The 23,793-nt window shown below is 38.2% G+C and carries 23 protein-coding genes and 1 riboswitch; of the genes, 21 read left to right on the top strand and 2 right to left on the bottom strand.

The window, feature by feature from the left end; genetic code table 11:
- Positions 1 to 114: 114 nt before the first annotated feature.
- The 6 genes from V5290_RS06105 to V5290_RS06080 all read left to right on the top strand — a co-directional run bounded on the left by V5290_RS06105 (position 115) and on the right by V5290_RS06080 (position 7,142).
- On the top strand, positions 115 to 2,412 hold the full coding sequence (locus V5290_RS06105) for a DUF1566 domain-containing protein (protein ID WP_333382893.1): 2,298 nt from the start codon (positions 115 to 117) through the stop codon (positions 2,410 to 2,412).
- A 435-nt stretch (positions 2,413 to 2,847) separates the two neighbouring features.
- A complete protein-coding gene (locus tag V5290_RS06100) occupies positions 2,848 to 3,531 on the top strand; it encodes a PEP-CTERM sorting domain-containing protein (RefSeq protein ID WP_333382891.1) in 684 nt (227 codons plus the stop codon).
- Between the two features lie 236 nt (positions 3,532 to 3,767).
- Complete coding sequence (gene metN / locus V5290_RS06095; RefSeq protein WP_333382889.1) at positions 3,768 to 4,802, top strand: methionine ABC transporter ATP-binding protein MetN; 1,035 nt, start codon at positions 3,768 to 3,770, stop codon at positions 4,800 to 4,802.
- Positions 4,792 to 5,478, top strand: a complete 687-nt coding sequence (locus tag V5290_RS06090; protein ID WP_333382887.1) for a methionine ABC transporter permease — start codon at positions 4,792 to 4,794, stop codon at positions 5,476 to 5,478. Before metN ends, V5290_RS06090 begins: the two co-directional genes overlap by 11 nt.
- 47 nt (positions 5,479 to 5,525) lie before the next feature.
- Positions 5,526 to 6,344: a MetQ/NlpA family lipoprotein gene (locus tag V5290_RS06085; RefSeq protein WP_333382885.1), complete on the top strand. Its 819-nt coding sequence runs from the start codon at positions 5,526 to 5,528 to the stop codon at positions 6,342 to 6,344.
- Between the two features lie 327 nt (positions 6,345 to 6,671).
- The gene (locus V5290_RS06080) at positions 6,672 to 7,142 is read left to right on the top strand and encodes a nuclear transport factor 2 family protein (protein WP_333382883.1); all 471 of its coding nucleotides are present in this window, start codon (positions 6,672 to 6,674) and stop codon (positions 7,140 to 7,142) included.
- An 80-nt stretch (positions 7,143 to 7,222) separates the two neighbouring features.
- On the opposite strand, the gene V5290_RS06075 is transcribed toward V5290_RS06080, so the two are convergent.
- Both V5290_RS06075 and V5290_RS06070 read right to left on the bottom strand, forming a co-directional pair.
- Positions 7,223 to 7,423 carry a hypothetical protein gene (locus tag V5290_RS06075; protein WP_333382881.1) on the bottom strand — a complete coding sequence of 67 codons (201 nt, stop codon included), beginning with the start codon at positions 7,421 to 7,423 and terminating at the stop codon, positions 7,223 to 7,225.
- A 369-nt stretch (positions 7,424 to 7,792) separates the two neighbouring features.
- A complete protein-coding gene (locus tag V5290_RS06070) occupies positions 7,793 to 8,278 on the bottom strand; it encodes a YHS domain-containing (seleno)protein (protein WP_333382880.1) in 486 nt (161 codons plus the stop codon).
- Between the two features lie 160 nt (positions 8,279 to 8,438).
- On the opposite strand from V5290_RS06070, the gene V5290_RS06065 reads away from it, so the two are divergent.
- From V5290_RS06065 to V5290_RS05995, 15 genes are all read left to right on the top strand, one after another.
- Positions 8,439 to 9,266 (top strand): AraC family transcriptional regulator, encoded by an 828-nt coding sequence (locus V5290_RS06065; protein ID WP_333382878.1) that lies wholly within the window; start codon positions 8,439 to 8,441, stop codon positions 9,264 to 9,266.
- Between the two features lie 351 nt (positions 9,267 to 9,617).
- Positions 9,618 to 10,793 (top strand): hypothetical protein, encoded by a 1,176-nt coding sequence (locus tag V5290_RS06060; RefSeq protein WP_333382877.1) that lies wholly within the window; start codon positions 9,618 to 9,620, stop codon positions 10,791 to 10,793.
- A gap of 287 nt (positions 10,794 to 11,080) precedes the next feature.
- A riboswitch (cobalamin riboswitch) is annotated at positions 11,081 to 11,212 on the top strand.
- Positions 11,213 to 11,341: 129 nt separating this feature from the next.
- Positions 11,342 to 12,187 carry a DUF4198 domain-containing protein gene (locus tag V5290_RS06055; protein WP_333382875.1) on the top strand — a complete coding sequence of 282 codons (846 nt, stop codon included), beginning with the start codon at positions 11,342 to 11,344 and terminating at the stop codon, positions 12,185 to 12,187.
- A gap of 59 nt (positions 12,188 to 12,246) precedes the next feature.
- Complete coding sequence (gene cbiM, locus V5290_RS06050) at positions 12,247 to 12,855, top strand: cobalt transporter CbiM (protein WP_333382873.1); 609 nt, start codon at positions 12,247 to 12,249, stop codon at positions 12,853 to 12,855.
- Entirely contained in the window at positions 12,855 to 13,454 is a 600-nt protein-coding gene (locus V5290_RS06045; protein WP_333382871.1) for a hypothetical protein, read from the top strand. Before cbiM ends, V5290_RS06045 begins: the two co-directional genes overlap by 1 nt.
- Positions 13,454 to 14,248, top strand: a complete 795-nt coding sequence (cbiQ, locus tag V5290_RS06040; protein WP_333382869.1) for a cobalt ECF transporter T component CbiQ — start codon at positions 13,454 to 13,456, stop codon at positions 14,246 to 14,248. The genes V5290_RS06045 and cbiQ overlap by 1 nt, the downstream gene beginning before the upstream one ends.
- Complete coding sequence (locus V5290_RS06035; RefSeq protein ID WP_333382867.1) at positions 14,232 to 14,927, top strand: ABC transporter ATP-binding protein; 696 nt, start codon at positions 14,232 to 14,234, stop codon at positions 14,925 to 14,927. The genes cbiQ and V5290_RS06035 overlap by 17 nt, the downstream gene beginning before the upstream one ends.
- A 9-nt stretch (positions 14,928 to 14,936) precedes the next feature.
- Positions 14,937 to 16,748: an ATP-binding protein gene (locus tag V5290_RS06030; RefSeq protein ID WP_333382865.1), complete on the top strand. Its 1,812-nt coding sequence runs from the start codon at positions 14,937 to 14,939 to the stop codon at positions 16,746 to 16,748.
- Between the two features lie 35 nt (positions 16,749 to 16,783).
- Positions 16,784 to 18,223 carry a cobyrinate a,c-diamide synthase gene (locus tag V5290_RS06025; RefSeq protein WP_333382863.1) on the top strand — a complete coding sequence of 480 codons (1,440 nt, stop codon included), beginning with the start codon at positions 16,784 to 16,786 and terminating at the stop codon, positions 18,221 to 18,223.
- 13 nt (positions 18,224 to 18,236) lie between these two features.
- The gene (locus V5290_RS06020; RefSeq protein WP_333382861.1) at positions 18,237 to 19,403 is read left to right on the top strand and encodes a cobalt-precorrin-5B (C(1))-methyltransferase; all 1,167 of its coding nucleotides are present in this window, start codon (positions 18,237 to 18,239) and stop codon (positions 19,401 to 19,403) included.
- Entirely contained in the window at positions 19,400 to 20,194 is a 795-nt protein-coding gene (locus V5290_RS06015; RefSeq protein ID WP_333382858.1) for a precorrin-6A/cobalt-precorrin-6A reductase, read from the top strand. The genes V5290_RS06020 and V5290_RS06015 overlap by 4 nt, the downstream gene beginning before the upstream one ends.
- Entirely contained in the window at positions 20,184 to 20,825 is a 642-nt protein-coding gene (locus tag V5290_RS06010) for a precorrin-8X methylmutase (RefSeq protein WP_333382856.1), read from the top strand. Before V5290_RS06015 ends, V5290_RS06010 begins: the two co-directional genes overlap by 11 nt.
- Complete coding sequence (gene cbiE / locus V5290_RS06005; protein WP_333382854.1) at positions 20,825 to 22,246, top strand: precorrin-6y C5,15-methyltransferase (decarboxylating) subunit CbiE; 1,422 nt, start codon at positions 20,825 to 20,827, stop codon at positions 22,244 to 22,246. Before V5290_RS06010 ends, cbiE begins: the two co-directional genes overlap by 1 nt.
- A complete protein-coding gene (gene cobI, locus V5290_RS06000) occupies positions 22,243 to 22,974 on the top strand; it encodes a precorrin-2 C(20)-methyltransferase (protein WP_333382853.1) in 732 nt (243 codons plus the stop codon). Before cbiE ends, cobI begins: the two co-directional genes overlap by 4 nt.
- The gene (locus tag V5290_RS05995; RefSeq protein ID WP_333382851.1) at positions 22,971 to 23,771 is read left to right on the top strand and encodes a cobalt-precorrin 5A hydrolase; all 801 of its coding nucleotides are present in this window, start codon (positions 22,971 to 22,973) and stop codon (positions 23,769 to 23,771) included. The genes cobI and V5290_RS05995 overlap by 4 nt, the downstream gene beginning before the upstream one ends.
- Positions 23,772 to 23,793: the final 22 nt, after the last annotated feature.

The following is a 23,793-nucleotide window of genomic DNA, read 5'->3' as shown; positions in this document are numbered from 1 at the left end:
CGTATTCTTAATTTATATTAAGGGTACGGCTCTCAGTATCTTTTAGATTTCTCCATTATTCTTGCACATTGTTATTTTATATTGACTGCCATTTCATAAAAATAGGTGACCAGTATGATAAAAATAATAATGAGTAACTGCCTTATCTTAACTACTCTGCTTCTCTCTACTGTACAAGCAGCACAACCTTTAATAGCCACTATTATCGGCTCTGGTTCGCCTATTTATAATGACCAAAGAGCCAGTGCAAGTGTCCTTATTAGTAACGGTGAAACCAATATATTGGTGGACATGGGTAATGGAACACAAGCTAACTTGCATAAACTAGATGTGCCGATTTCCAGTTTATCAAGCTTATTATTCACCCATCATCATTTAGACCATAACGAAGAGTTTGTGCCTTTAATGATTGGGTTATTAATGTCTAATCATGACTTTAATATTATGGGACCAGTAAATACAAGGAACTTTACAGAAGCCAACTTAAACGTCTATCAAGAAGATATAAGCTACCGTTTAGGTAGAACCAATAGAAGCTTAGATGAACGTAAAAAAGCCATTCATTTAAGTGAACTAAAAGGGGGAGAACAGTTCAAAATCGGTGCGATAAATGTGTCTACATTAGCGGTGCCGCATACCATTGCAACCATTGCCTATCGTTTTGATTATGAAGGTCAATCTGTTGTGGTCACTGGTGATTTAACCTATTCAAATACCTTACCTGAGTTTGCTAAAAATGCCGATTATATGATCATCGACTCGGGGGGCATGGTGATGTCCAATACTCAGCCTAAAAAGCGAAAAGGTAATCAAAACAAAGGTAACCAAAACACAGATAATCAAAACAAAGCTAAGCAGCATATTAAACGCGCTCACTTAGATTTAAATGATTCTAGTTTATTAGCAGCACAAGCAGATGTTAAACATCTTGTTTATACGCACTTTCTAAAGGGGGAAATTGATACTAAAGAAAGCTTAAAACAGATCCGCAAAAACTACCAAGGCCCGGTTATTTTTGGTGAAGATTTAATGCTAGTTAATCAAGCAGATAAACCCATTTCAAGCAATATCACTTATCCAGTGGTTGATACTGGGCAAGTGGCATTTTACAGCAATAATCAAGTGATCAACGAACCAAGTGTAGATCAAGCATTTTTTGGTCAGGATGCACAGTATTTGATTAATCAGCCTTCCTATACCGATAACCATGATGGCACCATCCAAGACAATGTTACTGGCTTACAATGGCAACAGGATCTGACAGAAAAGTTAACCTATCAAGAAGCGTTACAAAAAGTGAAACAGTTTAGATTAGGTGGTTATTCTGATTGGCGTATTGCTAACATTAAAGAGCTGTATTCTCTTATTCAGTTCACAGGAGCTGTAAAAGGGCAAAAAGCTATCACGCCTTTTATCGACACCAACTACTTCAAACAACCCTTAGGCGATACTAATGCAGGTGAGCGTGAAATCGATGCGCAGGTATGGAGTAGTACAGAGTATGTCGCCAAAACCATGAACAATGATGAAACCATTTTTGGCGTTAACTTTGTGGATGGCAGAATTAAAGGTTATCCGAAATATCATCCACGTACTCATCAAGCGAATAAAATGTACTTTAGATTTGTGAGAGGGAATCCTGCTTACGGAAAAAATAACTTTATTGACAATGGTGATGGCACGGTTACTGACCATGCAACGGGATTAACTTGGCAAAAGCAGGATAGTCAACAAGAGATGAACTGGCAACAAGCTCTAGATTATTCAGAGCAGCTACAATTAGGTGGGCATGATGACTGGCGATTACCGAATGCCAAAGAGCTACAAAGTATTCTTGACTACACTCGTTCACCTGATACAACTAACTCTGCTGCGATAGATCCAATCTTTGCAACCTCTGTAATAAAAGATGAAAGTGGTGAAAAAGATTATCCTTATTTTTGGAGTTCAACCACTCACTTAGATGGACCTGTCCCGGAGAGTGGTGCTGCCTATGTGGCCTTTGGGAAAGCCTTAGGGAAACTGCATGGTACTGTAATGGACGTACATGGCGCAGGCGCACAGCGTAGTGATCCTAAAACCGGCAAAGCGATGTCTAGAGGTCCTCAAGGTGACATGATTCGTGTCTATAACTACGTTCGAAGTGTGCGAGGAGGAGTGGAACAGGAGAAATCAACCACTAGCAGCCATCATGTTTTCACTCAAAAAGTTAAAAAAAATAAAACTATTAAACAAGGTGGGAAAGGCCCAGGAACACCTAATCGCTTTATTAACCGCTTAGATAAAAATGCTGATAACAGAGTGTCTGTAAGTGAGTTTCATGGCAATCGCTCTCAATTTAACTATTTGGATATGAATAAAGATGGTTACATAAGTGAGCAAGAAGCGCCAACAGGGCCTCTTAAAAAGTAATCCCACAGTGCAGAGCTAAGGTGTTTAATTTTCAGTTTATTGTCATTTGATAGATTATATTTACCTTAGTCTCTATTTGTTGACGCATTACCAATAAAGAGTAGTATTTATTTTTATTGTAAATGTACTTTAATATTATGTTTTTAAAGGATAAATAATAAATTCCCTCATTACTGATTCTCTAAATTCCTTTTTCTGAGTATTTTAGTTTTACATTTTGTTGTTTTGTATCTCTAAGTGGGAGGTTATAGGTGTTAAAGTTTATTAATTTAGTTTTATCAGTAGTTTATAAGTTTTTTGTTGTTTGGAATCGTGACTTTAGCCGCTATATAAACTTGTTATGTGATTAAACTAGTCTATAATTTGGGCAATAAACAAATAATTTAAAAGGAAGTCTTGGTTTTTATCAAGATTAGTAAATAAAGGATATATTTTATGAAAACTATCTTATCAACATTTAGTACAGCAGCTGTGTTGTTGTCTGCAAGCAGCTTATTTAATGTTGCTAATGCTAGCCTTATTTTTTCTGAAGATTTTAGTGGTGGTAGTTCTTCACTAGTCAACTCTGCAGACGCTTCATGGACTGATACAAGTGGTAAAGGCTTTGAAGTTTATAGTGTAAATGGAGCTAAGGTTCGTAGCATGAGTAAAACTTATGATCATGATAACGATGCTTCTACTGCAGAAATTAAAATTCCTGGTGGAATCGAAGTAAATGACGACCTAGGCAATGAGACATTAAGCGTGACATTTACGCTGGATTCAATTGTTGATGCTGGGCAAGAGTTTTTACTCACGTTTTTTGCTGGCGAACGTGGTAACGCTTCAGGCGCTACGGTAGAAGTTTACAATGTGACACAAGATATCTCATTGAGCGGGATTTTAGAGCCAGTATTAGGCGCAGGTGAGTGGATTTTTAATAGCTTCTCATTCGATGCTGCAACAACAACTAGTGGTGACGACATTCAAATTAGTTGGACTGGCGGCGGTAAAAATTCAGCTATTAGCCAAGAAGTTGCGGATGTTAACTTATCAATTGTTGATGTACCTGCACCAGCAACAGCGGCTATTTTTGCATTAGGTCTACTAGGATTTGGCTTTAGTCGTTTTAAAAAATAACGCTTTCTAAATCTTACTTTTAAAGCATCACCTTAGGGTGATGTTTTTTTTTGCCTTGTGAAAATCAACTAACTGAGTTTTTAATGCCCAGTCAATTAATATTAATTAAATTTGTTTATTTTAATTAATTGATTTAGACGTCTAGATGGCTTAGTATGCATTCATTATTACAACTTAGCTCACAGATTTTCTATGATGCTTAATATGTAACCAGTATTTAAATTTCAGGAAATCTGATGATAGAAATAAAAGATGTAAACAAGGTTTTTTATCAGGGAGATAAGGCAATTAATGCTCTCTCAGATATTAACCTAACGATTAAACAAGGCAGTATTTTTGGTGTGATTGGCTCATCAGGCGCAGGTAAAAGTACACTTATACGTTGTGTTAATTTATTAGAGCGACCGACTTCAGGTGAAGTGTTATTGGATGGTTTGGATTTAACCAAACTATCTGAACAAGAGTTAACTAATACACGTCGACAAATAGGCATGATCTTTCAGCATTTTAATCTTTTGTCATCACGTACTGTTTTTCATAATGTGGCTCTACCACTAGAACTTGCAGGCGTTAGTAAACGTGACATTAAAAGTAAGGTTGAAGAGTTATTAGCGCTGGTAGGCTTAGCGGAAAAACGAGATGTATATCCTGCTAATCTCAGTGGTGGCCAAAAGCAGCGTGTGGCGATTGCACGCGCATTAGCTTCAGATCCTAAAGTATTGTTATGTGATGAAGCAACTAGTGCGTTAGATCCAGCCACTACTATCTCTATTTTAGATTTACTTCGTAAGATTAATAAAGAGTTAAACCTTACTATTCTACTTATCACTCATGAAATGGCGGTAGTAAAAGGTATTTGTCAAGAAGTGGCTATTATCGGTGGTGGTAAGCTAGTAGAAAATGGTTTAGTAGGGGACATCTTTGCTCACCCTAAAACAGAGCTAGCACGCGACTTTATCCGTTCAACATTAGACTTATCAATTCCAGCCGATTACCAAGAGCGTTTGCACAATACGCGAGTTGAAAATAGCTATCCTTTAATTCGTTTAGAGTTTACAGGTGCTTCAGTTGATGCGCCCGTGATTAGTCATGTTGCTCGTGAATTTAATATTGATATCAGTATTTTAAGTTCAAATATGGATTATGTTGGTGGCGTAAAGTTTGGTTTAATGTTGGCCGAATTTATCGGGCCTGACGAATGTGCAGAAAAAGCCATTGAATATTTAAAACAACAAAAAATTGAACTAGAGGTGCTTGGCTATGTCATTTAATGCAGTAGTAACTTGGTGGGCTGAGAATACACGTTTAATCGAGCTATTAGTCAGTTCATTATGGGAAACATTAGTGATGGTATTCACCTCTGGTTTTATCGGTTTTGTAGTCGGTATTCCGTTAGGCGTGTTATTACATTTAAGTAAAAAGAATGGCTTATTAGAAAGCCCTAGCTTGAATAAAATTTTAGGAGTGGTGGTTAATATTGGCCGTTCAATTCCTTTTATTATATTGCTGGTGGCACTAATTCCTGTTACTCGCTTCATTGTCGGATCGTCAATTGGCACCGCAGCTGCAATCGTACCTTTAACTATCGGTGCGATCCCATTTATTGCACGTCTTGTCGAAGGTGCATTATTGGAAGTACCTGCTGGGTTGGTTGAAGCTGCACAAGCAATGGGTGCAAAGCCATTACAAATTATTAAGAAGGTATTATTGCCAGAGGCACTACCAGGTATTATTAATGCTGCAACCATTACGTTAGTGACTTTAGTCGGTTACTCTGCAATGGCCGGAACTGTTGGTGGTGGTGGTCTTGGTGATGTTGGTATTCGTTATGGTTATCAACGTTTCGATGCCACAGTAATGATGATCACCATTGTTATTCTGGTCATACTAGTACAACTGATTCAGTCTCTAGGTGATTACCTTGTTAAGCGTGTAGACCATCGTTAATTGTTTCATTTTAAGTTTTATTAAAGCAACATCTCAAAGGAAAATGTATGAATTTTAATATCAAAAAAGTAATCGCAGTATTAGGTTTAGCATCTGTATTTGCACTCGCTGGCTGTGGTGAGAAAGAAGCGCCAGCAGTGGATAACAACAAAGTAAAAATTGGTGTAATCGCTGGAGCTGAAGCCCAAGTCGCTGAAATAGCAGCTAAAGTAGCAAAAGAAAAATATAACTTAGACGTATCATTGGTAACTTTCTCTGATTACATCACACCTAATGCGGCCCTAGACGAAGGTTCAATTGATGCTAATGCATTTCAACATAAACCTTACTTAGATCAGCAAGTTACTGACCGTGGTTACAAGTTTGCAGTAGCGGGAAGTACTTTAGTCTACCCAATCGCAGGTTACTCAAGCAAAATTAAATCGTTAGACGAATTAAAAGACGGTGACCAAATTGCAGTACCAAGTGATCCGACTAATTTAGGTCGTTCTTTAATTTTATTAGAGAAGCAAGGCTTGTTAACATTAAAAGAAGGTGTTGGCCTAAAAGCAACAGTATTAGATATTGTTAGCAGCGAAAAGAACCTAAAAATTGTTGAATTAGAGGCGGCACAACTTCCACGTTCATTAGATGATGTTGCATTAGCAATCATCAATACAACTTATGCAAGTTCGATTGATTTATCACCAGAGCATGATGGTTTATTTGTTGAAAATAAAGAATCTCCATACGTTAACTTAATTGTTGCGCGTGAAGATAACGTAAAGGCTGAAAACGTACAAAATTTTGTTAAAGCTTATCAATCTGAAGAAGTTTACCAAGCTGCTTTAGAAATCTTTAAAGGTGGAGCTGTTAAAGGTTGGTAATCCCACTTTTAATATGCAAATAGATTAATTAAAAAGGTGTTAAGCATGGCTTAGCACCTTTTTTTATACCTAAAAATTTCTATCGTCCATCACTCTATTGAATGCTATCAATCAAGCCTATCTTCCAAACTCATCGTACCAAATACTTCTCCCTCGTAGGAAAAAGATAAGAAAGAGGGTATTCTACTGTTTAAATCTTATACTGATTGCATTAAATATGTTGTCTGTTTTAAAGAACAAAATAGATAAGCTATTTACTGCGATTGGTATTAATACTCATCATAAATATATACCTATTGGTTATTTGTAATTTATTGGAGATTAACAATGAAAATTGCACGCCCACCTTTACCTCCTTTTAATGCTGCTAGTGCGGCCTTAAAAGTGAGAGCCGCTGAAAATGGTTGGAATAATAAAGACCCTGAAGCTGTCTCGCACGCATATAGCATGGAGAGTGAGTGGCGAAACCGATCTCAATTTATTAATGGTCGTGCTGAAATTATTGATTTTTTAACAGCTAAGTGGGAAAACGAACTAGATTACAAATTAATTAAAGAGTTATGGGCATTTAGTGGTAATCGTATTGCAGTTCGCTTTGCTTATGAATATCGTAATAAAGATAACCAATGGTTTCGAGCTTATGGTAATGAGAATTGGGAATTTGATGAATTAGGTCTAATGCAGAAACGCTTTGCTTGTATTAATGATTCACCAATTAATGAAGAAGACCGTTTATTTACTTGGGAAGGAACAAAGCGTCCTAGTGACTTCCCTAGCTTATCTGATTTAGGTTTATAGATAATTTTATAAGCTATTGGTAATACTAATGTTATTTTACTTAGAAGAGTGTGTTATCGTTTAAATATCTTATTTTTGCTTTATTGCCCTTCATCTTGTGCAATTTTTTTATAAGTCGGCAGGTCTATATTATTACCATGAAACATTAAAAGTAATGAGCTGCCATAGAGTACTGTAGAAGTGCACGTGATAGCCATTGACTGCTTTAACATAATCACAGTGTCTTTTTTAAATGATTGAGTCCATATATTGAGCGCACCTGTTGTGTGTATCATGGTCATTATTTTTAACTTATTATAAGCAATACCAATCACTCTAATTAGCGATCTTACCGTTAATCCTCCGATAGACTATTAACGAAGTTAATAGACGAAAGGCTTAAATTACACATTGAACTAAGTCATTTTTTCCAGCGTAATGTTTAGAACATTTATTTAATATAATTGGTATCACCTCAATACTGGATAAGAAAAGCGAGTCAATAGCGCTATTTATGCGGTTCTCTGCATTAAATTATTTCTCAATAACCCATTATTGCGTCAATCATTAGCCTTGAACTACGGACAAATAGCAGTCTTGTCTATTAAATGATTTAACTATCTGACTTTATGTGATTTTTAGTTTCCATTAACCAGAGTCGAGATTAAATATTAATCATTTAGTTCTTCGATCTGCGCTTCAGTTAAACCTTTGATGCCCGTCCAGTTTACTTGTGCTGTTTCAATATTACCTGAAACATCCTTTAACCACTCTTTTTGTACATTTTTATCTAAGTTTAAATAAAGCTTATTATCTTCGATGTACCAAGCTGTTGGCTCTATATCAAATTTTTGATTAACGGCCACACCATAAGCACAGAAACCACCGTATTGTGGAGCATATTTAGCAGGTTCAGACTTAAATAGATCACGATTTTTTGCGCTAGCAAAGTGGTAAATAGCACCATTATATGCTGCTGTATATTTAGCCGAGCCTTTAGTTGGTTTACCTTTAGTAAAATATGAAACGCTATCGTAACCTTTAATTGCTAAGTCATTTTGGTTAGCATTTACTTCGATATTCGCAGCGAAGCTTAAGCTGCTTGCTAATAATGCAGTACTTACTAGTGTTGATTTAATAATTGATGAAAGTGACATAATTTTTCCCTTTTAATGAATTGAATAATCTGTTGTGTAGTTATTAAAGTCAGGACTCGCCCTTGGCTTGTGAGTAATATATTGTTTTTTATTCTATGAAAGGGATGAAATAGTCTTTATATTGAACCCAATCGTCCAAAAAGACTGGGAAAGAAGTAAAGTGGATCAACTTTCAAATATATTGCAGCGCTTCACAATGAATACCGAAGTATTTTTTACTGGTGCTCTCTGTGGAATAAGTCATTTAGAAAAACAAACAAACCAAGGTCATTTGCATCTATTGCAGAGTGGTGAGATAACCATTATTAATGAACAAGGGCAGTCATTAGTATTTAATCAACCTACCGTCATATTTATTCCATTGCCAAATCAACATCGTATTATTGGTAGTAACGACAACCCACCAAAACTGGTTTGTGCAAATGTCATTTATGATCAGGCTCACTCTAACCCGATTGCTGAAGCTTTACCTACATTGCTGCATTTTCAGTTCAATCAATGCCCTAAAATTAAACAAGTCGCTTTAAGCTTATTTGATGAAGCATTTCAAGATAATTGTGGTCGACTACCTATGCTTAATGCCTTAACAGACGTTTTCATTATTCATATACTACGTTTTGTATTAAATAATAAAATGATGCAGCACGGGCTTCTAGCTGGATTATCTCACCCACAACTATCAAAGGTTTTATTAGCTATCCAGTCAAATCCTGAGCACCCTTGGGGCTTACAAGAAATGGCTGATATTGCGTTGATGTCTCGGTCTAAGTTTGCAGAGCTTTTTAAACGTGTAGTAGGGCAAAGTCCTGGTGACTATTTACTCGATTGGCGAATTATCATTGCTAAAGGGTTATTAAAGCAAAACAAATCAGTGGCCTTAGTCGCGAATGTGGTTGGTTATGAGAATGGCTCTGCGTTAGCCCGCGTTTTTAGAAAAAAACTAGGCGTTTCGCCTAAGCAGTGGCTGCTATCCAGCCAGGAGAATTGAAGTTATTAAGCTCGAATATAATAGTTTCATTGCTATACCAATCACGCCAATTAATTGAGCTATTTTATTGTAAGTAGCAAGTAATCATATGCGAGTTCGATTATTACTATCATCTTATAGCGAAATAAAGAGCAATAGTAAGATTTCAATAGGCTTTTTGTATATTCTACTTTGCATATTAACCTACTTTGAGTATAGTTTTAGCTAAATATCATGTATTATCTCATAGAAATAACAGGTATTACTGACAGCTTTTTTAAAGCATAGTAAAGTTCATATGGACAATAAACTTAACATAACTCCCCTTGACTATTTAATACGTTCAAGCGGCTCATTTATAATGGAGAAAAAGTGAGATACTGTAAGCTTACAATTGCTTTGATGTTGTCATTTGCAACAAACCTATCTGCTTTAGAACTGATTACAGCCTCTGAAGATTCTGCTATTGAAGATATAAATCAACAATATGATATTAATAATCTTCTAATCTCATCTAATAATAAACTTGGTCGCTATAACAAAAATGAATTTGAATATAGAGCCCTTGGTTTAGAAATTGAGAACAACAAAAACATATACCAAAACAACATTAATGCTTTAGCCGATAAAGTGGTTGCGAAGGATAATGTTGCTCAATACTTCAAAGATCTAGAAGCACTTGTTTTAAAGATTGATGCGTTAGAAAAAGAATACGAAGAAAAAGGTCGTGCTTTAAAAGAAGAGCATCAAACTATTATTGCTGATGGCAAAAAATTAAAAGATGCGCGTATTAAGCGAAATAGTGAATTAGCAGCATTAAAACAGAGAGTGGTTGCACGTTTAACTGAAGAGTTAGCTGATCCTAGAAGCGTAAAAGATGTTTCTTTGAGCGGCACGCTTAGTTGTACGACTTATCAATCTATTAATCAATGTCTAAGCGAAAATGAAAACTTTATCGTTAAAGACGCAAAAAAATCTGATAACTTCTTAAATGAACGCAGCGTATTATTATCTTACAAAATTGTAGATGCGAGTATGAATCTAGATGGTGACTTAGCTTACCGTGCTGCAATGACATTTAAACCTGCTTACAACAACAAAATCGAATCTATCTTAAATGAAAAATTTGGTCTTAAATCTGCAGTATTAACGTTAAAAAGTAATGTTGATGTAGATTGGTATATCGACGGTAATAAAGTTGGTAGTGGTAAAGAAATTACGCAAGAAGTTGCTTTAGGTCGTCATGGTATTTTGGCTTCATACAATTCAATTGGTCAATCTAGTGTCGAAGTAATCGAAGGTAATGGCGAATTCTTTTATACCTTTGCTAATACAGCTAAAAAAAATAAAGCAAAAAAATCGGCAGCACAAAAACAAACAGTAAAAACAAATTATCCAAACGTCTCTACGACGCCTCCAAGTAAGTCATCTGACAAGCCTGTTATTAAGTTAAAGCCTAAAAGCTCGATGAACGAAAAAGTTGATAAAGGATATTTATACTTTATGGGCCTAGAGCCAGAAGCAAAGGTACAAGAAACCTTTTTATAAAGCACATAAATTAACCTTGAATATTTAAAAAGTAACGCCGATTTCGTCGTTACTTTTTTTATGCCCTCATTTATTTTATTGGTATATTTTTTTATTAAGAGTGCGTGGTTGTTAGCTCAATAATTATCGATATTACCATCAATATTTAAAGCCTTACCATTACTTCTCATTTATTGATTCTGTCGTAATAATTTAAACATTTTATCTCTTTGAAAAAGTGGCTTTATATTGACTGTTTACCCTGTTACACGCTATTGTTCAGCCTCCTTAGGATATAGTCTTAAAGCTATGCATTTCATCTTATAATTAGATAAGTATGAGCTGTTTGGGAACTTGGTCAAATACCAAGGCTGCCCCCGCAACGGTAGAGCAAATTGAGTTTGTTAAGCCCGGATACCAAACCTTTGGATGATACTTGTTTACAGCAAGTACCGTGGTGTTGCGGAGGGCTTCACCGGCTGGTTTATCTTAACTAAAGTCACTCAGACATTAAGGTTGCCATCTCCTCCACAACTTCGCCTGTTATATACTCAGACGGAGATTTTCCTTTGTTAAACTTTATAAATTATACAAAACTAACACAGAGCATTAATTTACAGCGTTTGATTGCGCCTGCTGTTCTAGCCATTGGTTGTACATTACCTTTTTATGCTAGCGCTCACTTTCAAATGATTTATACCCCAGAATTACTACGTGCTAAGGGCGGAAATATTAGTCTTAAAATGCCGTTTACCCACCCAGCAGCAAGTGGTCATGTGATGAAGGTTGATAAGCCTCAAGCTTTTTATATGATTAAAAAAGGTAAAAAAACAGACTTACTGGATAAGGTCTCTGAAATTGAATGGGAAAGTGCCGTTGATACAGGTCATGCTTATCAAGCTGATGTAAAGTTACGAGGATTAGGCGACTATGTTTTCATCTCTAAGCCATCACCTTATTTTGAAGCTGAAGAAGGTTTTTATATTCAGCAAATCACCAAAACTATTGTTAATGTAGGTGGCTTACCGACGGATTGGAATGAAGACTTTGGTTTAGCGGCAGAAATTGTGCCATTAACTAAACCTTATGCGATTTATGAAGGTGGTATCTTTACTGGTGTTGTTAAATCACGTGGGCAAGCAGTGCCTTTTGCTGAGATTGAAGTAGAGTTTGTTAATTACGAGCCAGAAATGGAAAATAATCGCTTTGCTAAAACACCGTTAATGGTTACTCCATCAGATGTTTTTATTACACAAACTATTTATGCTGACGCTAACGGTACTTTTAATTTTGTTCTACCTCAAGCCGGACAGTGGGGCTTTGCAGCATTAGATATAGGTGAACAAAAAACTTATAAAGATAAAAAGCTGTCCCAAGATGCAGTTATCTGGGTTCAAGCAACTAAATTGCCATAGAAAAAATTGATACTCACCAACAGTGAGTATCTTCTTCATAGAGTATAGAAAGGTAAGTTATGCATATAGTTGATGGAGCACTTTCTTCACCGGTATTAATAAGTGGAGCGGTATTAAGTGCAATTGGTGTATTTATTGGCCTTAAGAAAATGGATTATGATCATTTACCTTTAGTCGGTGTATTAGCATCGGTTTTCTTTATCGCATCTTATATCCATCTGCCGCTAGGGTTTTCTAGTGTGCATTTAATTATGAATGGGTTACTGGGAATTCTTCTTGGGTGGGTAGCCTTTCCTGCTCTATTTGTTGCATTATTATTACAAGTCATTTTCTTCGGCTTTGGTGGGCTATTGGTGTTGGGAGTTAATACGCTTAATATAGCCTTGCCCGCAGTGATCATCTATTACCTCTGTTATAAAGGTATTCGTCATGATAGCCCTAAAGTAGCTGCAATGTGGGGAGCTTTTGGCGGCGCTGGAGCGATATTAATGACCGCATTAATGGTAGCATGTTCACTCGCTTTGTCAGGAGAGTCGTTTGTGTTAGCCGCTAAAGCCGTGGTGCCTGCACATATTCCGATTATGTTAATTGAAGGTTTTGTTTCTTATGCCGCAGTGTATTTAATTCACACGGTTAAACCTGAATTTATAAGTAAAGGCACAAATTAATGAAGTGGTTGATCTCTTTTATTACAGTTTTAAGTTTATCTATCTCTTGCAATGCTGTTGCTCATAACGTGATGGGTGGTGTTTATGCAGAAGGTTTTGAAATTGAAGGAGAAGCAGGTTTTTCAAATGGTGCAATGGCGAACCCTGGCACATTAGTGAAAGTCACTGATGATACAGGAAACACCTTAGGCGAAGTGTTAACCGACGAAGAAGGGGCTTTTACCTTCATAGCAAAAAAGCATATTACTCATCATTTTGAGATCAATATGGGTGCCGGACATGTTTTAAAAATGGAGTTACCTGCTGAAGAGTTACCGGATAATTCTAATGATGATGTAACCAATAATAATGTGCACAAAGCTGATGTAAATCCTGCTAACCAAGGTGCTAATCAGCCAATCTCAAAAAATGCAGAGAAAGTGAATACTTTGCTACTAGAAAAAGCTATCGCAAAGCAACTCAAACCCCTGAGGCGTGAAATACAAGAACTCAAAGAGAAGTCAGGCATGCGCGATATCATTGGTGGTATTGGTTATATTTTTGGTCTACTCGGTTTGGTGGCTTTTCTACGTGAGCGTAAGCAAAAGGCTAAATCGTAATGTCGCAAAGTTTAGAGCACAGTTTAACATCTTGGTCAGGCCAAGCACTTAAACATCAGGCATCGTGGATTGATGATATTGATGCCCGAGTACGTGTAGTATGCTCTGCTCTTTTTGCATTAGTTGTGGTATCGAGTCAATCTTTTACACCTGCACTGTTAGGTTTGTTTTGTGCTTTTATGTTGGTGAAAGCCAGTAAACTGAATATTAAACGAACTCTGCGTCGTGTAGTGGCGATGGATTTGTTCATGCTGACATTAATCTGTATTTTACCTTTCACTACACCTGGTGATGCAATGTTTACTGTCTTGGGGTTAACAGCCAGTTGGCAAGGCTTGTTTCATGCTTTATTAATAACAGTGAAAGCCAATGCGGTATTATTAGTCTTATTTTCGTTAGTGGCGACGATGAGTGCATCAACCTTAGGGCATGCACTTGCACATCTTAAGGTACCTGATAAATTGGTACATCTATTATTATTTATGGTGCGTTATTTAGATGTAATTAGCCAAGAATATAAAAAAATGCGCCGGGCCATGCAGGCTCGAGCTTTTGTATTGCGTACCAATCGACATACTTGGAAGAGTATTGGTTATCTGTTTGGTATGTTATTAATTCGTTCAGTAGAGCGTGCGGAGCGTATTGCAGATGCCATGAAGTGCCGTGGTTTTTGTGGGCGTTATTACCTTAACGATGAGATGAAAATCCGTACAATTGATTGGGTTTTTGCTATTGTGTTTATCTCTTTTTTAATACTGCTAATAGGGCTTAATATTGATGGCTTATTCAAATAAACCTCTGATTAAGATAGAAGATCTTAACTATGCTTATCCAAGGCGTGGCAGTGTATTAAATGCAGTTAACTTTGCCTTATATGAAGGTGAAAGAGTTGTGATTAATGGTGATAATGGAGCAGGGAAAACTACTTTATTACACCTTATCGTCGGCCTTAAAAAAGCTAAGAAAGGCCAAGTATTTGGTTTTGGACAACTGTGTAAAACAGAAAAAGAGTTTAATCAATTACGAGCTAAAGCCGGTTTATTATTTCAAGATCCTGATGATCAACTGTTTTGTCCTACTGTATTAGAAGATGTGATGTTTGGCCCATTGAATTTAGGTTTTAATAAGCAACAAGCTATTGAAAAGTCAAAACAAACATTAGCCAGTTTGGGAATGCAGGGATTTGAGTCTCGAATCACTCATCAATTATCGGGTGGTGAAAAGCGTATGATCACTTTAGCCTGTGTCTTAGTCATGGAGCCAAAAGTATTGATCTTAGACGAGCCAACTAATGCACTTGACGAAAAAGCCAAAGCTCGTTTGTTATCAGTCTTGAAAGCATTACCGCAAGCGATGATCATTATTTCACACGATAAAGTATTTTCAGAGCAACTCGCTACGCGACAATTAACCTTGAAAGAAGGCGCATTAATTGACAGCGAAACAACACACAACACGATAGCAGTGGCTTAAGGAAGTAATATGGATAACAGTACTGAAGATATCATTTTTCCTTTTAGCGCCGTTCAGGGGCAAAAACAATTTAAACTTGCGTTGTTATTAGCAACCGTTAATCCATTAATCGGTGGCGTCTTGATTTCTGGTCCAAGAGGCTGTGCTAAATCGACTTTAGCAAGAGCAGTGGCTGATCTACTACCTGTCACCGAATATACTACATCTCAATTTGTTACTCTGCCGTTGGGCGCTAGTGAAGAGATGTTGATTGGAACGCTAGATTTGGACCATATTCTAAAAGGTAAACAAGTTAAGTTTTCACCTGGGTTATTACAAAAAGCGCATACTGGTGTGCTTTATGTCGATGAAGTTAATCTATTACCTGATCACCTGGTCGATCAAATCTTAGATGTGGCAAGCAGTGGTGTTAACATTGTTGAAAGAGATGGCGTGAGTCATCGTCATGATGCTCGTTTTACGCTAATTGGTACCATGAACCCTGATGAAGGTGAGTTAAGACCGCAGTTGAAAGATCGTTTTGGGTTAATGGTTGAATTAGATAATCAGTACAGCATAGAAGAACGTATTAATATCATTAAAACACGTCAAGCTTTCGAACTAGATAAAGTCGCTTTTTGCGATGAATATCAGGCACCGCAAATTTCATTACAACAACAAATAAATGATGCACAGGAGCTACTGCCTAAAGTCACTTGTGATGACGCTTGTTTGATTGAAATTGCTACGCGTTGTCAACAGGCAAATGTTGATGGGCTACGTGCTGATATCATGATGCATCGAGCAAGTTTAACCCATGCTGCTTGGTGTGGAAGAACAACTGTATTACTGCAAGACATTGATCAAGTTGCCCCATTAGTATTATTACATCGTTCTCAACAATCAGGAACGCCACCCAACTCATCATCTGGCCCTGATCAACCCAATAAATCTCCGACAGAGCAAAATAGAAACGGCGGCTTTTCTCGCCCTAAACCGCCTCAAGAAAATGATAGTGAATCGCAAGCTTCTGAAACTAAGTCTGACCAGCAAAGTCAATCAAATGATAGCCAAGAACAGGCTGAATCAGGTGGTGAGTGGGGAGCAATGCCTCCGCAATCAGGTGAGCAGCAAAAAACAGCAAGCCAACCAGTTCAATTACCTGAGTTACAGCATACGCCATTAACCAAAGTAATTAATGGCAATGTATTACAGGGTGAGTTACAGCAAAATGCTCAGGGTAAAACGGCAAAAGGGCTGAGACAGTCATCACTAAACAGCCACAAGCCAGATTGGTTTAATACTTTGTCTAAAAGCTTAGGGCAATGGCCGCCAGCACAATTTAGTTTTAAAAAAGCAAAAACAGGACAAGCTAAACATCATCTTATTTTGTTGGATACTTCGGCTTCAACGTTAACTGAAGGTTTGTCGTCATTAGCTAAATCAGTAGTGATGAATATTGTTGATAGTGCCTATTTAAAGCGTGAAAAAATCAGCCTTTTAGGGTTTGGTAATAACCAAATTCAAACCTTAATTAAAGCGGGCAAAGCACCTAAAAAAGTACAAATGTTGTTAGATGATATCAATGCAGTAGGTGGAACGCCATTACGCCAAGTATTAGAAAAAGCGTTACAAAGTATTAAACAACTTAGAATACAAACACCAGATTTGGCTTTGTTCTGCTATCTAATTACCGATGGTCGCAGTCGTGCAGATATTAATGACTTAAAATTACAAGTGCCTACCTTATTAGTGGATGTTGAAAAAACGACGGTAAAACGTGGTCGAGGCACAACACTAGCTGCACAATTAGATGCACAATATTTTGCGCTTTCGTCTTAACTTTCGTTTTAACGTAGAGCACTCAAAGGAATCAAATGACTAACAAAGCAAGCTGTCCTGCACTATTTTTAGCGGCTCCCGCATCAGGACAAGGTAAAACAACCATTACATCGGCAATTGCTCGTTATTTCACTGAGCAAGGTAAAGTCGTTCGTGTATTTAAAACAGGCCCAGATTACCTTGATCCACAAATTTTAGCACAAGCGTCACAAGCCCATGTTGAGCAACTAGATATGTGGATGGCAGGCGAAGCTTATTGCCAGCAAAAGCTATTTGAAGCCGCGCAACAAGCTGATTTAATTTTAGTTGAAGGTGCGATGGGCCTATTTGACGGTGAGCCTTCAAGTGCAGATTTAGCCGCGCGCTTTAATATTCCGGTTGCGATTGTGATGGATGTAAAAGGCATGGCACAAACTGCTGCAGCAGTAGCAATTGGCTTAGCTAACTTTCGCGATGACTACCAATGTTATGGTTTGATTGCTAATAACTGCAGCAGCGAGCGTCATGCGCAACTAATTCGTGATGCTTTAGACGAACAATTACCTTTATTAGCTTGTTTGAAAAAAGACCCTGAAGTGGCATTACCTGAACGTCATTTAGGGTTAGTACAAGCCAGCGAAGTATTCGATGAATTAGAGGCTAAGTTCACTCTAGGCTGTGAATGGTTATTAGATGGGGTAAAACGAGCTGGGACCAATAGTTCACTGTTAAATTTACCGGCAAGTGTTGATTTTTACTCTGCAGAACAACCTAAAGTACAACCATTATTAGCAGGTAAACAGATCGCTATCGCACAGGATCTTGCTTTTAGCTTTATCTATCAAGCGAATACTCGTTTGTTAGAAGAGATGGGCGCAAAACTTCACTACTTCTCTCCATTAAAAGGAGATGCATTACCTGAAGCCGACGCGCTATGGTTACCTGGTGGTTATCCTGAATTGTATGCAAGTCAATTGGCTGAAAATACTGAGTTACAAGCACAAATCAACCAATTTAATAAAGCTGGAAAACCTATCTTGGCGGAATGTGGAGGCTTTTTATATTGCCTTAATGAGCTGGTGGATTTAGATGAAAAACACCATAAAATGCTTGGATTATTAGATGGCTACGGCAGTATGTCTGGTAAGCGTGGTTGTCAGGGTATGCAAAAAGCTATCTTACCTGAAGGTGAAATTCACGGACATGCACATCATAGATCGCGTGCCATTATGGAAATGCAACCAATTGGTTATGGTCAACGCCAACGCCACCCTGCACCGGGGGAAGCAATTTATCGAACTGAGAATTTAACCGCGAGTTATTTACATCTGTTTTTCCCATCTAACCCAGTATTAATCGCTGATCTTTTTATGGGCAAATTACAAGCTGTTGACCAGGATAAGTTGGTTGCTTGGGAAAACTACAATAACCAAGCTGTCACTAGCTCAGTTAACAAGCAGACGCAACAGCACGCTGCAATGCAAGCTCAACAATAGGAACTGCTGAAATATGTGGCCGGAAACAAGCGAAACAGAGCAACCATTACGTAATGGTTTAACCACAGGAAGTTGTGCAACAGCTTGCTGTGTTGCTGCTGTGCGTGCGTTACTAGCTAACAAACAACCTGCCAGTGTTGAAATCACTTTACCTCGTGGTGAACTAGTTAATCTCCATATTATCGATTATCAACCACTTGAAAAAGGGATTCGTACTAGCACTATTAAAGATGCTGGCGATGATCCTGATGCAACGCATGGTGCAACACTGTTTGTTGAATTGCGTTTACTGCCAACGCCGGGTATTACCTTTAAAGCGGCTGAAGGTGTTGGAACAGTGACTCGTGAAGGTTTAGTCCTTGCTATTGGCGAGCCAGCGATTAATCCTGTTCCACGTAAAATGATGATAAGTCACCTTGAACATTATGCTCAAGCATATCAGTATCAAGGCGGTTTTGAAGTGTCAGTAGGCATTGTCAACGGTGAGCAAATCGCGACTAATACCATGAATAGCCGATTAGGTATTATCGGTGGATTATCGATTTTAGGGACAACAGGTATTGTTCGTCCTTATTCATGTGCTGCTTATATTGCATCAATTCATCAAGGTATTGATGTTGCTCGTGTTAATGGCTTCACTCACTTAGCCGCATCGACGGGCATTGCAAGCGAACATGCGATTAAAGAATACTATCAGATGGATGAAATCAGCTTAATAGAGATGGGCGATTTTGTCGGTGCAATGATGAAGTACTTACGTCGTGAAAAAATTGATCCAAAATCAGGTAACCGTATTCAAAAGCTTAGTATTAGCGCCGGCTTTGGTAAGTTAACTAAGTTAGCGAATGGGCACTTAGATCTTAATAGCCGTCAATCAAGTATCGACTTTGAGCAATTAGCCAATATTGCCAAAAAATTAGGGGCTAGCACCGAGCTCCAACAACAAATATTGAACGCCAATACAACTATTCAAGTGCTTAATATGACTAAACAAGCTGGTTTAGATATCGCCACTGTCGTATGTATTGAAGCGTTAAAATTTGCTAAAACCATTGTGCATGAATCCATTGAAGTGGAAGTGTGGGCAGTGAACAGAAAAGGTTTATTTGTGGCGAATAGCCATCAAGATAAATTCGATCATGATGGTAAAATTATTAACCAATCAGAGGCGAGTTTATGAGAGTCTTAGTGATTGGTGGTACAGCGGATGGACGTAAATTAGCAGCAGAGTTGCACTACCTGGGCTTTGATGTTACTTACAGTATTGCCGGGATTGTTCGCAAAGCAACGGTACCTTGCCAGTCTATTAGCGGCGGCTTTACTCAGTTTGGTGGTTTGGCGCAATATCTAACGGATAATCACATTACGCATGTTATTGATGCGACTCATCCTTTTGCACAAACCATGAGTAATACCATTGCGCGAGTGACTAAACAATTATCGGTTATAGCGATTCGCTTTCATCGTAAACCTTGGCAAAAAACAGACCGAGATCATTGGGTAGAAGTTGATGATTGGGCAAGCCTAATTAAAAAAGTAGCCAAGCATCGTTCATTATTTATCACCGCAGGGCAAGTGTCACAAACCGTAATTGATGCTTTATCTTCGCAGGCAGAGCAAGTGTTACTTCGCACTGCTATGCCCGCAAAAATCACTTTACCGGCTAACGTTACCTGGTTAAAAGCGATCGGCCCATTCCATGTTGAAGATGAAAAACAACTATTAAATACTTATCACATTGACGCTATTATCAGCAAAAACAGTGGTGGCGATGCAACTTACGCTAAAATTGAAGCGGCTGCGTTGGCACATATTCCTGTTTATCAATTTAAGCGTCCTAACCTGCAAGCCTTAACTTATCAGTTTGATGATGCTGCTAGCTGTATTGCTATGCTGCAGTCGTCACTGACTTCATCTAAATCTGCAGAAACACCCAATATTAGAGTAAATGAGCCACATAATGAAATTTGATTATATCCACGATCCAAGTGAGATCGAAAATGAAAGCTTCCGCCAAATTAGAACGTTAACTGAGCTATCGCACTTATCCATCGAAGCACAACAAGTGGTGATGCGTGTAGTGCATAGTGTGGGAATTCCAGCGGTAGCGACACAAGTAAAATTCAGTGAAAATGCCTGTGAATCAGGTATTGCTGCATTAAAAAAAGGCGCTCCTATCCTCTGTGATGTGGAGATGGTAAAACAGGGCATTACCAAGCGCATGATTAAAACTGATCCTTACTGTTTTTTAAATGCGCCAGGTGTGCCTGAGCGTGCGAAAGAAACGGGTGAAACAAGAACCATGGCAGCATTAACTGCATGGTTGCCTTATTTAGAAGGCAGTGTAGTGGTCATTGGTAATGCACCTACAGCACTGTTTCGTTTATTAGAAATGATTGACCAAGGAGCCCCTAAACCTGCTTTGATTATCGGTATGCCAGTTGGATTTGTTGGCGCCGCAGAATCGAAACAAGCACTATGGGATCTTCACCAAACATTAGGCATTGAATGCATTACATTATTGGGCCGCGAAGGTGGTAGCGCAGTATCAAGTGCAAGTTGTAATGCCTTATTACGTTGTATTAAAGGGGAGTTATATTAATGAAAGGTTTTTTCAACAAGTTAGCGAGTAAATTAGGCCTGAGTGCATCTACACATAGCCACGCCAAGTCAGTGGTGAGTGGAGGACAAGAGATATCTGTGATTGGTTTAGGCGTTGCAGAAAATGCAATGTTAAGTGAGCAAGCATTATGTGCATTACAGTCTGCAGATCTAGTGATCGGCTCTGAACGCCAATTATTAACCTTAGAAAAATACCTAGCAGTACCAGCGCCTATCGCTACATTGGAAGAAGGTGAACAACAAGATCTCGAGCCTGCGCCTGCAGTGGATCATCTTCCGCCAAAAACAGAAATACTACCTAAGTTAAAAGAGTTAAAAGCATTAATAGAAACTGAGAAAAAAGTGGTTGTATTAGGATCAGGAGATCCACTTTATTACGGTATTGGTACTTGGATAAGTAAAAACTTTAAAGAAGCGTCAGTACGATATTTCCCTGCTGTTTCTAGCATTACTCAAGCTTGTCACAGTCTATCAATTTCGCAACAAGATGTGCATGTACTTAGCCTACACGGTCGACCTTTAGAAAGATTAAAAGTCGCTTTAAAAGCACAGCAAACATTACTGTTATTAACCGATCAAGATAGTCTACCTCAACATGTAGCAAGTGTTTGTTTAGAAAGTGGTTTCTTCGATGCAGAAATAATGGTGTGTGAGCGCCTAGGTTATAAAGAACAGAAAATATCACGATTCACTGCTGCTGAGTTATGTGACGCTGAAACAAATGGGCAACGACCAGTATTTGATACTTTGCATGTAACTTTTGTGCTTTGTGGCGAAAATAGAGGTTTTCTTCCTGAATTTCCAGGGATTAAAGATGCCGATTTTGAAACCGGCGAACTAGGCAGTAAAGGGATGATCAGCAAACGTGAAGTGCGCTTGGCTATCCTGTCTTTATTACAACCAAGTAAAGGTGACTTGATTTGGGACATCGGTGCGGGTTGTGGCGGCGTTTCTATCGAGTTGGCCTATTGGCAATCAAAAGCCACTGTTTATGCCATTGAGCATAACCAAGAAAGGTTTAATTGCTTAATGAAAAACCAGATAAAATTTGGTGTTGTCAAAAATCTAAAACCACAATTCTCACGTGCACCTGAAGGGCTAGTTAATTTACCTGAGGCTAATAAAATATTCATCGGTGGTAGTGATGGCGAGTTACCTACTTTATTAGCACAATTGTGGGCTAAATTACCTGAACATGGGCAAATAGTTGTCTCTGCTGTGATGGAAAAAACCAAAGCGCAGTTATTAGATTTTTATTCTCAACGCGAAGAGTTGAAAGATGCGGAACTAGAAACTTTACAAATCGCTGTTAATAAAAGCAGAACATTAGGCGGGCAACTGGCTTATCGTCCTGCGTTAGCGGTTAGCTTATTTAGTTTCACTAAAAAGGCAGCATCATGAGTGAGTTAAATTCAACATCGGCGTGCTTTATTGGTGTCGGTGTTGGTCCTGGTGACCCTGAGTTACTAACATTGAAAGCATTTCGTGCCATTCAATCGGCAGATGTGATCTGTTATTTAGAGAACGAATCAGGGCAATCACAAGCTTTAGAGATTGCCAGCGAAGCCTTAAAAGATCCGATTAAAAAACAACAGCACTTAGGTGTGCGTTTTGCCATGTCACGTGAACGTGTTGCAGCTAATGCTGCATACGATAAAGCGATTATGCAAATACAGGCTGAGCTTCAACTTGGCAAAACTGTGGCTTTTCTATGTGAAGGTGACCCGTTATTTTTTGGGTCTTTTACCTATTTACTAGAGCGTTTAGACAGTCAATTTGCATCGCAAGTTATTCCAGGAATACCTGCTTTTGTGGCTGCAACTGCAGAGTTACAATTACCATTAACAGTATTAAAGCAGTCTTTTGCGGTCATAACCGGGCGTCATAGCGATGCAAAAATTAAAACGGCTTTGTTAGAGCATGATGCCATTGTGATCATGAAAGCTGGGATAGAACGACCGCGTTTAATTGCTCTGTTAAAAGAGACTAATCGTTTCGATGATGCTAATTACTTGGAATATGTTAGCCGTGACCAACAAAAAGTAATTCGAGATTTAAATCAGTTAGACAATGTTGCTGGGCCTTATTTCTCATTATTTGTGATCACGCGTGAGGAATTGACTGCGTGATTCGAATTATCTGTTTAACAGAAGTTGGCCTTCAGTTAGCTAGGCGTTTACAACACCTTCTAAATAGTAGTTCGGCAGCTATACCTTCACCTAGATCGACACTTATAAAGAGCGATGTTTGTTTTAAACCAACGCCTTTCAAGGAGACGGTACAAAGCTACTTTACGCAAGGCGATACGCTTATCTTTATCTGTGCCACTGGTATCGTGATGCGTACATTAGCACCTGTGATAAACGATAAATATAGCGATCCTGCGGTATTGGTTTTGGATGAGCAAGGGCAGTTTGTGATCCCACTGTTATCTGGGCACGAAGGTGGTGCCAACGAGTTGGCTAGACAAGTCACCGAGTTGTTACAAAATCAATTAGTGTTAACCACAGCGAATAGCTACTTAAAACCTAAATATGTTGTTGGTATGGGCTGTGAACGCCACTGCCCAGAGGCAGTTTTACAAGGTTTATTAAATGAATGTTTAGTGAAAGCTGGGCTAACCATTGATGATATCAGTGCCATTACCAGCATCGATATTAAGAGTGATGAAGTGGGTTTAATTGCCTTAGCTGACACATTACAAAAACCTTATTTAACTTTTAATGCTCAGCGCTTAAGTCTGATGGAAGACCGTCTTTCGACTAAATCTGATTATATTTTAAAAACTGTTGGCGTGTATGGTGTCGCAGAGTCTGCTGCATTGTATCAAGCTCAACAGTTAACCAATAACGGTAGTGAGTTACTACTTAATAAACATAAAAACAAACAAGCTACCTGTGCAATCGCCAGAAGTTATAGCCTGTAGAACATTAAAAACTAGGAAATAA

Source organism: Psychromonas arctica (assembly GCF_036697365.1).
In the GTDB taxonomy this organism is placed as follows: Bacteria; Pseudomonadota; Gammaproteobacteria; order Enterobacterales; family Psychromonadaceae; genus Psychromonas; species Psychromonas arctica_A.
The sequence above is the reverse complement of the archived record's forward strand: the minus strand, read 5'-3'. Positions and strand labels throughout refer to the sequence as shown.

Excerpts from the sequence above, each read along its gene's own strand:
- V5290_RS06105 (WP_333382893.1), top strand. The coding sequence starts at position 115 with ATGATAAAAATAATAATGAGTAACTGCCTTATCTTAACTACTCTGCTT.
- V5290_RS06100 (WP_333382891.1), top strand. The coding sequence starts at position 2,848 with ATGAAAACTATCTTATCAACATTTAGTACAGCAGCTGTGTTGTTGTCT.
- metN (WP_333382889.1), top strand. The coding sequence starts at position 3,768 with ATGATAGAAATAAAAGATGTAAACAAGGTTTTTTATCAGGGAGATAAG.
- V5290_RS06090 (WP_333382887.1), top strand. The coding sequence starts at position 4,792 with ATGTCATTTAATGCAGTAGTAACTTGGTGGGCTGAGAATACACGTTTA.
- V5290_RS06085 (WP_333382885.1), top strand. The coding sequence starts at position 5,526 with ATGAATTTTAATATCAAAAAAGTAATCGCAGTATTAGGTTTAGCATCT.
- V5290_RS06080 (WP_333382883.1), top strand. The coding sequence starts at position 6,672 with ATGAAAATTGCACGCCCACCTTTACCTCCTTTTAATGCTGCTAGTGCG.
- V5290_RS06075 (WP_333382881.1), bottom strand. The coding sequence starts at position 7,423 with ATGACCATGATACACACAACAGGTGCGCTCAATATATGGACTCAATCA.
- V5290_RS06070 (WP_333382880.1), bottom strand. The coding sequence starts at position 8,278 with ATGTCACTTTCATCAATTATTAAATCAACACTAGTAAGTACTGCATTA.
- cbiM (WP_333382873.1), top strand. The coding sequence starts at position 12,247 with ATGCATATAGTTGATGGAGCACTTTCTTCACCGGTATTAATAAGTGGA.
- V5290_RS06045 (WP_333382871.1), top strand. The coding sequence starts at position 12,855 with ATGAAGTGGTTGATCTCTTTTATTACAGTTTTAAGTTTATCTATCTCT.
- cbiQ (WP_333382869.1), top strand. The coding sequence starts at position 13,454 with ATGTCGCAAAGTTTAGAGCACAGTTTAACATCTTGGTCAGGCCAAGCA.
- V5290_RS06035 (WP_333382867.1), top strand. The coding sequence starts at position 14,232 with ATGGCTTATTCAAATAAACCTCTGATTAAGATAGAAGATCTTAACTAT.
- V5290_RS06030 (WP_333382865.1), top strand. The coding sequence starts at position 14,937 with ATGGATAACAGTACTGAAGATATCATTTTTCCTTTTAGCGCCGTTCAG.
- V5290_RS06025 (WP_333382863.1), top strand. The coding sequence starts at position 16,784 with ATGACTAACAAAGCAAGCTGTCCTGCACTATTTTTAGCGGCTCCCGCA.
- V5290_RS06020 (WP_333382861.1), top strand. The coding sequence starts at position 18,237 with ATGTGGCCGGAAACAAGCGAAACAGAGCAACCATTACGTAATGGTTTA.
- V5290_RS06015 (WP_333382858.1), top strand. The coding sequence starts at position 19,400 with ATGAGAGTCTTAGTGATTGGTGGTACAGCGGATGGACGTAAATTAGCA.
- V5290_RS06010 (WP_333382856.1), top strand. The coding sequence starts at position 20,184 with ATGAAATTTGATTATATCCACGATCCAAGTGAGATCGAAAATGAAAGC.
- cbiE (WP_333382854.1), top strand. The coding sequence starts at position 20,825 with ATGAAAGGTTTTTTCAACAAGTTAGCGAGTAAATTAGGCCTGAGTGCA.
- cobI (WP_333382853.1), top strand. The coding sequence starts at position 22,243 with ATGAGTGAGTTAAATTCAACATCGGCGTGCTTTATTGGTGTCGGTGTT.